Below are 13,733 nucleotides of genomic sequence, written 5' to 3' on the forward strand. Positions count from 1 at the left end.
TGTCGTTCTTGATGCAGCATCCCGCTTTTTCAGCGGGTTTCTGCTGATTTCTCTGATTGACCGGACAGCCTGATCAAGCAAATTCAGTCTTACAAACTGCGCTGATTTACCCGTTTGGAAAGCTCTTCAGCCGATTCCTTGCGTTCTGAATAACGATCTGTCAGGTATTTGCTTTGACCACGAGTCAGCAAGGTAAATTTATACAGTTCTTCCATCACATCCACAATCCGGTCATAGAATGCTGATGGCTTCATTCGTCCATCTTCTTCAAATTCCAGGAATGCTTTTGGAATTGAAGACTGATTTGGAATCGTGATCATCCGCATCCAACGCCCCAAAACACGCATCTGGTTCAGACTGTTAAAGGACTGTGATCCCCCACTGACTTGCATCAAGGCAAGGGTTTTTCCTTGAGTGGCACGAATTGCGCCCCCTGCCAGTGGAATCCAGTCAATCTGGGATTTAAAGATGGAACTCATAGAACCATGTCGTTCCGGTGAACACCACACCATGCCTTCTGACCATGCTAAAAGTTCATGCAACTCTTTTACTTTTGGATGCTCAGTATCCGCATCTTCAGGTAAAGGAAGCCCTTTAGGATGAAAGATTTTTACTTCTGCCCCAAAATATTCAAGGATTCGACCAGCTTCAAGAACTGCAAGGCGACTGTAAGAACGTTCCCGATTAGACCCATAGAGCAGTAAAATCCGAGGAGGATGAGCTAGTTCTTTGGCTTGGACTTTTTCAAAGGTGGGTTGTTCAATAAGATTTGGATCTACGTTAGGCAGGTTCATCATATCAAGCCTCTTTAAAATATTTCTTTCTTAGCCACAGTGAAACACTCACTAAAGCAATTAACACAGGTACTTCAACCAATGGCCCAATAATCGTGGTAAAAGCAACCGGCGAAGCAATACCAAAAGTTGCAATGGCGACTGCAAGTGATAATTCAAAATTATTTCCAGCCGCAGTAAATGAGATTGCAGCAGTTTTTGGATAATCATTGCCCATCCATTTACTCATAAAGAAGCTAATAAAGAACATGGCCACAAAGTAAATGATTAAAGGAATCGCGATGCGTAAAACTTCCAGTGGAAGACTCACAACATCACCCCCTTTTAAGCTAAACATGGCCAAAATCGTAAACAGCAAAGCCATTAAACTCAGCGGGCTGATTTTTGGAATGAACCTGGTTTGATACCATTCCACGCCTTTTTGTTTCACCAAAATTAAGCGCGTTAAGAAACCCAATAAGAACGGAATTCCAAGATAAATCAGAACAGCATGGGTAATGGTCCAGAAGCTAACATTGATCACTTGAGCTTCAATACCAAAATATGGCGGAAGGAAGGTCAGGAATAACCAGGCGTAGGTACTGAAGAATAAAATCTGGAAAATACTGTTAAACGCCACCAATGCTGCAACATATTGGTTATCACCACAGGCCAGACCATTCCACACCAGTACCATGGCGATACATCGAGCTAAACCAATCAGGATCACGCCTGTCATATACTCTGGATAGCTATGCAAAAAAATCACAGCCAACGCAAACATCAGTACCGGAGCAATCAACCAGTTTTGAATTAAAGATAGCGTCAGGGTTTTTTTATCCTTAAACACTTGTGGCAAGGTCGCATAATCCACTTTTGCCAGGGGTGGATACATCATCAGAATCAGACCAATCGCGATTGGAATATTGACTGAATTAATACTGAATTGATCCAGAGCAACCGATGCTTGAGGAAAAAAGTTTCCTATTGCGATGCCTAACGCCATGGCAATAAAAATCCACAGCGTCAGGTTGCGATCTAAAAAGGACATGCGTTTTTCAGACATGTGACTTACTCAACATTCGAAATTTGATTAATCGCTGCAATCAATTGTGAGCGAGAAAGTTCATCTACGTTCAGTTTAAACAAAGTATCCAGGCGACGATTGATATGTTCAACAGTGTTCATAAAGGCTTGCATTTTTTCTTCTTTATCCACCTCTAAATGTGACGGATCAGACAGGCCCCAGTGCGCCTTGATCGCTCCGCCAAGATAAAGAGGACACGCTTCCTGTGCAGCCGCATCACAGACGGTAATCACCACGTCTGGCTGATACTGTTCACAGGCATCAATCGTCTTGCTGGATAAGCCTTTAGTCGACAAGCCCAGATTGTGCAGGGTTTCAAGCGTCAAGGGATGCACCTGACCGGAAGGTTTGCTGCCAGCACTGTAAGCGACCCAGCCTTCTGGCGCACGGCTATTGAACAACACTTCAGATAGAATGCTGCGGCAACTGTTCCCCGTGCATAAAAACAAAAATTTCATGAAAACTTACTCGCAATGGCTCTGAATCGATAGAGCGGAAGAATCAAATAAAACCGGAACGTCACTACGTTTCAGTACGTCCAGAATTTCAAAGCACCAGGCCGGTAATTGCGGATTGAGGCTGTAGTACACCCACTGGCTTTGCCGACGATCGTTGAGCAGACCGCAAGACCGCAACAAGGCCAAATGCCGTGAAATTTTTGGTTGGCTTAACTGCAGTTTATCGGTCAGATCACAGACGCATTGCTCTTTATTTTCCGCAATCAGCAGGACAATACTGAGACGTGTTTCATCAGATAAACATTTAAAAAACTGAACGTGGTCCATAGCTGCTCCCCTTCTATTATGCAAATATATACATATCCATATATATAGTAAATAGTACAAGTGAAAAATTATATCTGGATCAGGATATCACAGCCAGAAAGCGCTGGATTTAACAGTTTCCCTCTTCTTCCAATATAGAAAAACCAGCGACTTGAACCACTGGTTTTCTTCGCTACAACTTTAATTTTGAAGTTATTTATTTTTCTCGATCAGTTCCGCGATAGCCTGAGCTTCCAGAATTTTACCACTCGATACGATTTTACTGTCAATCATCAGACCCGGTGTGCTTAACAGTCCGGTTTCGGCAATCTGCATCATATCCGTGACATACTCAATGTCCGCTTTGACACCGGTGCTTTTCACTGCTTCTTCAGTTGCAGCCAACAGGGCCTTTTTCCAGTTAAAAATACTGGCCAATAAAATAATCGAAGCCAGATCGACTAAGGGAGATGAAATCAGAAAGGAAAAGGTCACCCCCACAGGCAGTCCGGCACGGGTAAAACCGATAAACAGCGGAATGGAAGAACAGGAACAAAATGGGGTAATGGTGCCGAGCAAGGCCCCCATGATATTGGCTTTGATCCCGGTCATGCGTCCCAGAATCTGCCGGGTGCGTTCAGGCGGAAAATTACTCTGGATATACGACAGGCTATAGATCAGGACTGAGAGCAGAATAAAGATCTTAAAAACATCATAAATAAAGAAGTGAATACTGCCACCGAGCCGGGTCACCACCGATAAACCGAAGACATTTTCGACCAGCCAGCGCACGCCTTCCGAGAGCCAGGTCATTTTAAGCAGCACATCATTCAGCCAGGCAAAAATCGCGATTATGCTTTCCATTTAAAGCTCCTGGTTTTAGGGGGATGAGATCAGGTCGATGCACTCATCGGCAGATTTTTGAACCATTGACCTGCGCAACAGTTTCCAGTCGGTAGCCTGTGTAAGATTTGAAAAATGGTACTCTCTGTCAAAACCTGATACGGGGAAACTGCCTGCTGATGATCCAATTCCTTTATCCTTCAAGAACCTATTTCATTCAGTATGTAAATGATATGGATCATCGTCCATGTGTTTTTCAGATAAAAAAGCTCCAATCAAGTTGAAGCTTTTTCGTAGGGGGGACACTTTATTTTACCCGATTGCCCTGTTGATCCACGATGATTTCACCGTCTTCTTTGGCAAAGGCTTTTAATTGTGGCGAAGGCAGAATATCCAGTACCACTTCCGATGGGCGGCATAATCGGGTTCCAAGCTCGGTAACCACCAACGGGCGGTTGATCAGGATCGGATGTTGCAGCATGGCATCAAGCAGTTTCTCATCGCTCCAGCCGGCATCATCTAGATTCAGCTCGGTATAGGGATCGACATTTTTACGGAGCGCATCTCTTACCGATAAACCTGCATCAGAAATCAGTTGAATCAGCTCATCACGAGAAGGAGGCGTAACTAGATATTCGATCACTTCAGGCTCAATTCCCGCATTGCGAATTAAAGCCAGCGTATTGCGTGAGGTACCACAGGCTGGATTATGATAAATTTGGACTTTTGGCATTTGATCCATGAGCTTTACTCTTATCAATGAATCATAGCTTTATATATGAATATACGCATATTCGCAATATAAAATATATGTGTTTTTCAGATGTAACCTGATATGAGAAGTCCAAAATCATTTGAAGCAGTTTCAAAATGAATAGTCTCTTCTAGCTCTAGATTATTGGATCACTTCACAGGCTGCTGTTAAAACCCCACATAAAACTTTTCAATCAGCTTTCGGGTCTTGACCAGCAGATTACTCAACACATTTTCCCGTTCAAACAGCTTCACTTTAAAGTTCAGCAAGTCTTTCAATTCTTCCTTACGTGGTAAACGTTTGGTGAACTCGTAATGTTCCAGAACTTGCTTCATTGCTTCTGGTTTCAGGTTTTCTTCTGTACAGAGGTACTGATAGGCCTGTTCTTTTTCAGCATCCCAGAACTGAGCAAAGGCCGTTTGTACGCTCTGGCCATTGATCATCTTGGGCAGGTTTTCTTCAATAAACTTCTGGATCAGCGCCTGCTTGTCATACAGGGTGATTTCATTGCCAATCAGGTCATAGACCTGAGCTTCATACTTCTTACGTTTGTCTTCATCATCACTATTCACAGCCAGTTGTAGCAGGTTGATGATATAACCAACATTGATCCGGTCACTGTGCAGTAAGTCCAGCTGAAAATCGACATCGTCCAGTACCGATACTTTTTCTTTTTTAGTGGTCTTGCGTACATCACGACATAGATCGGCATACTTGGACGCAAAGTTGGCAAAATGCTGTTTATCCAGTGCAGTCTGGTCCTGATCATATTCAATAAAGGTTTGCAGCTGGGCGTTGTAACGCATCACTTCTCGAAAGGCTTTAATGAACGCCAGCTGCTGATCTTCAGTGATGAGTTCGTCGACACTTTGATAATCAGGGGTAATATTTAGTAGCTTCTGTACTGCCACTTCATAGTCCTGCTGAATTTCTTCATAACTTGGCACCAGTACCACTTTTTGCGCTTCTTTATTGGAAAATAATGCCAGTGCTTCATCAGTGGCGCGTTTCAGGTTACGGAAACAGATGATGTTGCCGAAAGGTTTTTTGTCGTTAAAGACGCGGTTGGTTCGCGAGAAGGCCTGAATCAGGCCATGGTATTTCAGGTTCTTGTCGACATACAGGGTATTTAAGGGCTTGGAATCAAAACCGGTCAGAAACATATTCACCACAAGCAGGATATCAATCTGTTTCTTTTTGACCCGATCGGCAATGTCGCGGTAATAGGCATAGAACTGGTCGCCAGAATTGTAGTTGGTCTTAAACTGCTGGTTGTACTTGGCGATATAACGGTCCAGCTTGTCGCGACTGGACGGATTGATCTGGCTGGGAATATCGGCTGCTTCTTCATGGATCAGCCCGTTTTGCTCATCTACTGGGACTGCTTCATTGGCGGCATAGGAGAAAATCGTCGCAATCGTCAGCGGTTTGAACAGTCGGCCCTGCTCTTCATCCTGTTGCTGTTTCTCGGCCTGAACCTTTTCAAACACTTCATAGTACTGGGTCAGGGTATCGACCGAACTGACACAGAACATCGCGGTAAATTCACCATTGCGAGTTTTGGTCGGATGCGTATCGACAATATAGCGCGCAATCATTTCCAGGCGCTGTGGATTGTCGTAGAGCTCCCGGGTATCAATGCCTTCGACATCATCGTCATAGTCGAGGTTGTGCTGCATGCCCTTGGCCGTGTATTTACCCCGGTAATCAATCTGGAACTGCAACACGTTACGATCCCGGATCGCATCGACAATCACATACTGGTGCAGACACTGATTAAACAGATAATCCGTGGTGAGTTTGAGGCCGGCTTTAGACTGACTGTTTTCCTCAAAAATCGGCGTTCCGGTAAAACCAAACATCTGCGCATTGCTGAAGAACTTCTTGATATTCTGATGGGTCTCACCAAACTGGCTGCGGTGACATTCATCAAAGATAAACACCACTTTCTGGTCTTTGAGATAATCGATGTATTCCAGATAGCGATCCGTGCTGATGGCGCGATTGAGCTTTTGAATGGTGGTGACAATCAGTTTGTCATGGCGTTGATCCAGCTGCTTGACCAGAGTATGCGTGCTATCGGTGCTGTCGACACTTTCGGCTTTAAAGGCATTAAATTCGCGTGAGGTTTGCGTGTCCAGATCATTACGATCCACTACAAACAGGACTTTTTCCACATCCGGCATTTGCATGATGATCTGGCTGGCTTTAAACGAGGTCAGGGTTTTGCCTGAACCGGTGGTATGCCAGATATAGCCGTTCTGATCGGAGTTTTGCACATGCTGCACGATTTTCTGCACTGCATAAATCTGATAGGGACGTAGCACCATCAGGCTTTTCGTGGTTTCTAGCAGCACCATGTATTGGGTCAGCATTTGGGTCAGATGCTGCTGATTGAGAAAAGCTTCGGCAAAGTCGACAATTTCATTGATGTGTTTGTTATTGACATCGGCCCATGGAAAGGCAAACTCGATGCCTGTGGTGCCGTTAGAATAATAACGGGTATTGGCACCATTACTGATCACAAACAGCTGGATAAAACCAAACAGACCTTGTCCAGCCCAATACGCTTCACGGATATAACGTTGGGTTTGGTTAAAGGCTTCGGCAATTTCCATGCCACGCTTTTTCAGCTCGATCTGAACCAGTGGCAGACCATTGACCAACAGAGTCACATCAAAACGGCTGGTTCTGCCATTATAGTCGCGGTGATCAATGGTGATTTGATTGGTCACCTGATAGATGTTTTTGCTGGGGTCATCTGACAGGAAAAAGATGTGCTTACTTGAACCGTCATCAAATTTGACCGGGAACAGATCACGCAAATTCTTGGCCCGTTCAAATACCGTTCCGGTATTCAAAAAGCTGATGACCTGTTTCCATTCAGTTTCAGACAGTGGTGCAAGTCCATTAGCGCGTTCAATTTGAGTTTTCAGGTTAGACAGTAGCTGGCGTTCGTCCTTGAGCGTGACTGAGGCATAACTTAATTGCTGCAGCTGGCCAATCAGTTCGTTTTCAAGTTGGTATTCGCTTTGTACTGTCATTTCCTTCCCCTCTAAAATCTTAAATTATTCACTTCAATGTCTGTTTAATTAAACTCAAGATATATTCTAAATTTTCTGTATCTGACACGATCACCTCACAATCGCCATTGCCCCAATGTCCAATATTGGTCACATCTTTCGCGAGCTGTTTCGGGTCATCCAGTTGATTAAAAGGCATATTCAACCATATACGAATTTGCTTTGTCCCAATACTCATATAGACATAGTTGCGCTTACCCTTACGGAAGGCGATATACATTTTCTTAGGATGGATATCTAAATCGGTAGTTAAGCCCAGAATTGAGTCCCTGAATTGCTCATATAGCTCTTTGATGTCATCGGACTTATCCGCCAAGTGATAGGCTTCATCATATTGCTGAATTTCTTTGGCAATCTTTTGAATGTCTTCAGACTCAACCTTTTGCACTTGCTTTATTGAAGGCGCTGATTTGGCTTTCTGCAATGGATTGACAGAAACAATTCCACCCTGATAACGTTTGATTTCCCACAGCTCAATACCTAAATCTTTAAAGTTGGTGGACTGCTTTTGATAGTCGGTAAAGCTCGGTGAAACAAAGATGATTCGGCTTTGTGACCAGTCGACATCGTGACGTTTAAGCTGTTTGCTCTGGCTCTCGTTGTACTCCACGATAAAATCTGCCTTATAGTCGAGCATCAGATTCAGATAAGAAACGCCTTGATCAATCACGCTATAATTGCGTTCACGCTTGTATTCGATAATTACGAAGGCCTGACTTTCGGGATCGAAAGCCAGTGTATCAATACGGTTATTTTTAATGGTGAATTCAGACTTGATGAATTCCAGACCTGTAAAACTGTAAAGATTGTTTTCAAACAGGGTTTGAATTTCTCTTTCCAAACGAAAAGGATCTTCTGTAAGTTCTACTAATGACTGTGCTTGGGTTTGATAAAGCTGCATTAAAAATCTCGAATTATTTATTCTGCAAATGTTTGTCTAAGTGGATTACTCAAAGAAACGCTATATAAGAGTTTTAATCTCTTAATTGTCATTGGAATACCATTTTCGGTTTTATGGAGCATGGCATGACAGTTCGGGCATACAGGTCGAAGATCCTCTTTAGGATCTACTTCATACTCTTCGCCAATCGTGTGCAAAGGCTTAAGATGATGTATGTGGATGAAATCTTTAGCAAATGAGCCATACATATGTTCAAAGCTTAAGCCACAGACATAACAGCGTGTTCCATGAATTTCTATACATTTAGCCCTTGCTTCAGGATTACGCTCATATTTATTCACTAAAACCGTTTGCTTAGCTCCTTCAGGAAAGGTTTCATTTTCTAAACCTGCTTCATCGGGATAGTCGGTATTCACACTATCAGTTTTAAACTCATTAAAAATGTGAGTTAAAAAAATGCGGATTGGATCATTTGAAGCTTTATCTCGATCTGTGCGACGGCCTTGAATAGGAGCATCAGGAATTAAGTTTTCCTGTCTGAAATATTCAAAAGACAAAGTGGATTTATCCACTTTGTTTAACTTTTCAAAAATAGAGTATCCACCTAGATAACTTTCAATTTTCTTTTTATCCGACCAAAATACTTTCTGCGCTACTGGGTATTCTGAGTTTTCCGCATGCCCCAGAACTTTGAATTGATACATCACCTTTGAGATGGGTTGGGTCACATATACATGAACAATATCATTGATTTGTAACCCTTTACCTTCACTAGTGGCTGAATTCTTCCAATAAATCTGCGGCAAAGCATCATAAGCTGCTTCTAAATCAAACTCAGCATAATTCACGGTTACTAGCCAATTTGCCATAACTTTCCCCCTAGACAAACATCTGCTGCAACAAGCCTTTTTTCCACTGTTTCGCTTGTTCAATTTGCTGTGCCACAACTTCAATTTTTTGGTCAATGGCAGATAAGAAATTGGCGATTTTGGTTTGTTCTTCAAGGCAAGGAAATGGAAAAATTTCATTAGAAACAATGTCAGAATTTAGATTAACTTGAGTCCCTGACTGTCCATACTGATACCAATTCTTTTCAATGTACTCTAAATAATAATAGGTATATTCATGCCAAGCTTTTAGTTCACTGAATACAACGAAACCATCATGAATGCAGACATCAAAACCTGTATAAATTGGTTTACCAATCGTTGCACAGATACTCATAATAATATTACCTTTAGGAATAAATCTGCTTTTTTGAATTCCTTCATTTGATAAATATTGCTCTGTTTCTACGAGTATTTTTTTACTTTTCGAAACATCTGAAATGCGTACCCAACCTACTTTTGATTCTTCATCAAACCATTTGGCATCTGTAATTGGTCTAGGTGAAGCACCTCTTTTAATATTAGCAATTTCACCAATTATTTTTTCCTCCCACTCCCCAAACTCACTCCCATCATCTGCTTTAAAACGAATTTGCTGACTAAACAGCTTTTGCATCATGCCTTGTTTGTGTTGGCTCAGCAGCTCATGTTTTTGGGTGAGTTGGCTAATCTTTTCATCCACTGCGGAAAGAAAAGAAGCAATTTTGGTTTGTTCTTCTTTGGATGGGAGATAAATATCAACATTATTAATCGAGGTTGTATTTAAACTAGGCACACCAGTTGCTTCATTTAATCCAAGCCAGTTCACTTGCAAAGCGTGTTGATAAATGAATAAAGGATAAATATTCTGCTTAATTTCTGAATAAAAAAGAGTATCTACTGTCCAAAATTTTTCATTTACATATTTTGGTTGATCAATTGTACCTTTACGACCGATAAGAATACTTTCACCATCGTATAGGTATTGATTGACATAACGCATCACACCGCCTGTGCCGTAAACAGGTATTTCTCCATCCTCAAGTAATTTATGATCTTTACCATATTTAATAGTAAGTACATCTTTATATTTTTGCGCAGACCAATCCCCATCAAATTCTTTAAATCTTAACTTAGGCGCAGCCATTACTTCACCTCCGCAAAAGGTGAAACAATGCCTAGCTCTTTGCAAAAATCTGCAATGATGGCATCGGTTTTTTGGCTGTCGTGTTCCAAAGCTTGAAGCTGTTGGGCAATCGCATCTAAATCAATCTCGGCTTCCGCTTCAAAAGTATCCACATAACGCGGAATATTCAGGTTGTAATCGTTATCTTTCACTTCCTGCAAGGTCGCCACATGCGCATACTTTTCAATATTTTCACGCTGTTCAAATGCCGCAACAATCTTATCCAAATGCTCAGGCAATAACTTGTTTTGATTCTTCTGCTTTTCAAAATCATTGCTGGCATCAATAAACAGAATATTGCCGCTCTGCTCACGGTTTTTCTTCAACACCAAAATACAGGTCGGAATAGACGTGCCATAGAATATATTGGCGGGTAGACCAATAATCGCATCCACCACGTTCAACTGTTCAATCAAATACTGACGAATCACGCCCTCGCTCGAACCACGGAACAAGACGCCATGCGGTAACACCACCGCCATAGTGCCGTTGTCATCCAGTTGATACAGCATGTGCTGTACAAAAGCCATATCGGCTTTAGAACTTGGCGCCAGTTTGCCATACGCAGCAAAACGTTCATCTTGTAAAAATAACGGATCGGCAGACCATTTTGCAGAAAATGGCGGATTCGCCACCACCGCATCAAACTTTTTATCTAAATGTTGCGGACGGGTTAAAGTGTTTTCCTGCTTGATGTCGAACTTGGCAAAATGCACATCATGCAGAATCATGTTCATGCGCGCCAAGTTGTAAGTGGTACGGTTCATCTCCTGACCATAAATCATATCCACATCTTTGACTTCACGTTTTACCCGCAGCAACAAAGAACCTGAACCGCAAGTCGGGTCATAGACTGAACGTAAACGCTCCTTGCCTTGGGTGACAATCTTGGCCAGTAAAGTCGATACGGTTTGCGGGGTATAGAACTCACCAGCTTTCTTGCCCGCACCTGAGGCAAACTCACCAATCAGGTATTCGTAGGCATCCCCCAGTACATCGGCTTCGGTATTGGAAATATCAAAATCAATATCATCCAGATGACTGAGGACTTTCGCCACCAGTGCATTACGGTCGCTGGCATTGTTGCCGAGCTTGGTCGAATTCAGATCCAGATCTTCAAACAGATTGGCAAAGTCATCGGCAGAATCGGTACCTAAGGTACTTTGCTCAATCGATTTTAAGGTCGCAGTTAAATCATCCAGAATGAATTCGCCCTGACGGCCACGCTCAGCCAGGGTATGGAATAGTTGTTTTGGTGTGAGCGCATAACCGACTTCAGCAATGGCATTCTTTTTGATTTCTTTGATATAAGGCACATGCTCAGGATTGCTTTCATCCAGCTCAAGAAAGCTGACTTCTTCGCCATCCAGCAATTCATTAGCAAAATTAACCGACTTTTCCGACAAATACTTAAAGAAAATAAAACCCAGAATGTAATCACGGAATTCATCTGCCCCCATGGTGCCGCGCAAAGTATTGGCAATATTCCAGAGTTGTTTTTGTAGCTGTTGCAGTTGCACCTGGGTCATTGTTATAGAATTCCAAATAAGTAAATCATTAATAAAATGATTTTACCTAAAATTCTAAAACATGCAGCAGTAAAAAGGTGGAAAAGGACATGAATTGTCGTGCTTAATTCACTTTATTTATCCATTAAAGCTCCCCAGACAGACCAATATGCCAAATTTTACCAGTGCATGCTCGGGCACAGACTGAAGCTGATCTCGATTAAAGCTCATGTAACTCCGCAAGGTCACTGTGCTGAACATGCTTGAGCAGAAAAAGATTTAAAAAATCAAGCCTGTTTGTGCCGACATTTTACTTGGCTAATTTTTGCGTCATACGAACACAGTTCCGCCCATTATTTTTCGCTTCATACAGCTTATTATCTGCCATTTTAAAAACCTGTTTGACGCTTACTGAATCTCTCGGCCAGAATGCGATACCCACGGAAATGGTAACTTCTTTGATTCCTTCAATTTGACTCACTTGCATACTCGTTCTGAGACGTGCTGCTGCATTGAAAGCAACACGAATATCGGAGGTCATCATCAATACGATAAACTCTTCCCCACCAGTGCGACAGCAGAGATCATGACTTCTGAAATTTTTCTGCATTAAAAAAGCCAATCGCTTTAAAACCTCATCTCCGCGGTCATGTCCATAGCTATCGTTGATCTTTTTAAAGAAATCAATATCGATAGCGAGTACCGCAAAATGAGTACCCGTACTGATTAATTCATCCAGAAGATATTGCATGCCACGACGGTTATAAAGGCCAGTCAAGGGGTCAATATTGATATGTTGGCGTAATTCTGAGATCTTGTTATTAAATGTTTTGGAGCTCAAAAGTAGCGAGGCCCTAAACTTGAATACCTCAAAATACCAGGGATCAACCTGACTGATTTTATCCTGAATATCATTTCGATTTAACATACTGGCCATTTTCGCCAAACGATTCAGCGGCGAAGAAATAAATAGCGACATCCGCCAGACGATAAAGAAAATAAACAGATAAAAGATAAATATGCCAATAGAAACTTTTAAAATTAATTCATTGGCCTGTTTAAGAAGTTCATCCGTAGGTTGCTGTGAAACCACAATCCAGTTCACACTGGGAACATGTGCAAAACCGGCCAGGTTATCAATCCCCAAGCTATTCGTTAGACGGACGGATCCTTTCTTGTTTTCATTGATATAGTCAAGACCAGTATTATTTACAATTTTTTCGCCAATCCGACTCGAATCTGGATGGAAGATAATACGGTTCTGCTGATCAATCACATACATATAACTTTTTTTGAAATCAAATTGATTGAACAGCATTTCACTGATTAAATTATTCTTCTGCAGATAAATCGTACCGCTGATAAAGCCCTTATAATTTTGATTCACATCGTAAATAGGCTGTGATATCAACACAACCAGATTTTTTTTGCTTGACCAATAGGGTGCCGAAATATACGCCTTTTTGCTTTTAAGTGATCCAACAATACCCGCTGTATTATAGGGCGTGTGGAATTTTAGGTCTAATGATACTGGTGCATAAGCAAGTATCTGATTTTGCTGGCCCACCATAAAAACACTGTTAAAGTTATTCGACTGGTTTTTGAGCCGTTTGACTTCAGCCTGTCGCAGTGGCGTATTGTAAAAGTTTTGCCCTAATTGCTGAGCACTATACTGCAACTCCTGCAACATATTACTGACATCACGATTCACCCCCATCGCAATCTTGGCTGCGTATTTTTCATTTATAGAGAGTGAATTCTGAATTAGTTGCTGTTTAACCACATAATTCAGAATAAACAGGCTAATCACAAATAAAAAGGAAACGCTGAGGATCGTTGAAATCAGAATCAGCTTGCGTAAATTCAGATTCAAAGATAAAAGTATTTTATATAACAACTGAGCCCCCAGGTACCTTAGGTTGTATTACTCTATTTAATGTAACTTGAAATCCTCTCCGACCTAAATTG

12 protein-coding genes and 1 pseudogene are annotated in these 13,733 nt (G+C 41.9%); all 13 read right to left on the bottom strand.

Translation table 11 applies throughout. The features are described from left to right. Positions 1 to 89: 89 nt before the first annotated feature. The gene (arsH, locus tag FTU45_RS10870; protein WP_035337425.1) at positions 90 to 794 is read right to left on the bottom strand and encodes an arsenical resistance protein ArsH; all 705 of its coding nucleotides are present in this window, start codon (positions 792 to 794) and stop codon (positions 90 to 92) included. A 4-nt stretch (positions 795 to 798) separates the two neighbouring features. Next, positions 799 to 1,839 (bottom strand): ACR3 family arsenite efflux transporter, encoded by a 1,041-nt coding sequence (gene arsB / locus FTU45_RS10875; protein WP_005093695.1) that lies wholly within the window; start codon positions 1,837 to 1,839, stop codon positions 799 to 801. A 5-nt stretch (positions 1,840 to 1,844) separates the two neighbouring features. After that, positions 1,845 to 2,318 carry an arsenate reductase ArsC gene (locus FTU45_RS10880; protein ID WP_074382687.1) on the bottom strand — a complete coding sequence of 158 codons (474 nt, stop codon included), beginning with the start codon at positions 2,316 to 2,318 and terminating at the stop codon, positions 1,845 to 1,847. A gap of 6 nt (positions 2,319 to 2,324) precedes the next feature. Next, positions 2,325 to 2,645 carry a metalloregulator ArsR/SmtB family transcription factor gene (locus tag FTU45_RS10885; RefSeq protein ID WP_005093699.1) on the bottom strand — a complete coding sequence of 107 codons (321 nt, stop codon included), beginning with the start codon at positions 2,643 to 2,645 and terminating at the stop codon, positions 2,325 to 2,327. Positions 2,646 to 2,837: 192 nt separating this feature from the next. Further along, positions 2,838 to 3,029 carry a thioredoxin family protein gene (locus FTU45_RS15625; RefSeq protein WP_354666952.1) on the bottom strand — a complete coding sequence of 64 codons (192 nt, stop codon included), beginning with the start codon at positions 3,027 to 3,029 and terminating at the stop codon, positions 2,838 to 2,840. Next, positions 3,027 to 3,488: pseudogene (locus FTU45_RS10890) on the bottom strand (permease); the annotation flags it as partial. The gene FTU45_RS15625 and the pseudogene FTU45_RS10890, both read right to left, overlap by 3 nt. A 286-nt stretch (positions 3,489 to 3,774) precedes the next feature. Beyond that, complete coding sequence (gene arsC, locus FTU45_RS10895) at positions 3,775 to 4,209, bottom strand: arsenate reductase (glutaredoxin) (protein WP_005093706.1); 435 nt, start codon at positions 4,207 to 4,209, stop codon at positions 3,775 to 3,777. Between the two features lie 179 nt (positions 4,210 to 4,388). Beyond that, positions 4,389 to 7,265, bottom strand: a complete 2,877-nt coding sequence (locus tag FTU45_RS10900) for a type I restriction endonuclease subunit R (RefSeq protein WP_159516668.1) — start codon at positions 7,263 to 7,265, stop codon at positions 4,389 to 4,391. Between the two features lie 28 nt (positions 7,266 to 7,293). Next, positions 7,294 to 8,205, bottom strand: coding sequence for a DUF5655 domain-containing protein (locus FTU45_RS10905; RefSeq protein WP_159516669.1), 912 nt, complete (start codon positions 8,203 to 8,205; stop codon positions 7,294 to 7,296). A 17-nt stretch (positions 8,206 to 8,222) separates the two neighbouring features. Further along, positions 8,223 to 9,074: an HNH endonuclease gene (locus tag FTU45_RS10910; protein ID WP_159516670.1), complete on the bottom strand. Its 852-nt coding sequence runs from the start codon at positions 9,072 to 9,074 to the stop codon at positions 8,223 to 8,225. Positions 9,075 to 9,084: 10 nt separating this feature from the next. Then, complete coding sequence (locus FTU45_RS10915) at positions 9,085 to 10,218, bottom strand: restriction endonuclease subunit S (protein WP_159516671.1); 1,134 nt, start codon at positions 10,216 to 10,218, stop codon at positions 9,085 to 9,087. Beyond that, positions 10,218 to 11,786 (bottom strand): type I restriction-modification system subunit M, encoded by a 1,569-nt coding sequence (locus FTU45_RS10920; protein WP_159516672.1) that lies wholly within the window; start codon positions 11,784 to 11,786, stop codon positions 10,218 to 10,220. Before FTU45_RS10920 ends, FTU45_RS10915 begins: the two co-directional genes overlap by 1 nt. Before the next feature lie 289 nt (positions 11,787 to 12,075). Continuing rightward, positions 12,076 to 13,662, bottom strand: coding sequence for a sensor domain-containing diguanylate cyclase (locus FTU45_RS10925; protein ID WP_005093719.1), 1,587 nt, complete (start codon positions 13,660 to 13,662; stop codon positions 12,076 to 12,078). Positions 13,663 to 13,733: the final 71 nt, after the last annotated feature.

It is taken from the genome of Acinetobacter sp. YH12106 (assembly GCF_013418995.1).
Lineage (GTDB): Bacteria > Pseudomonadota > Gammaproteobacteria > Pseudomonadales > Moraxellaceae > Acinetobacter > Acinetobacter pseudolwoffii.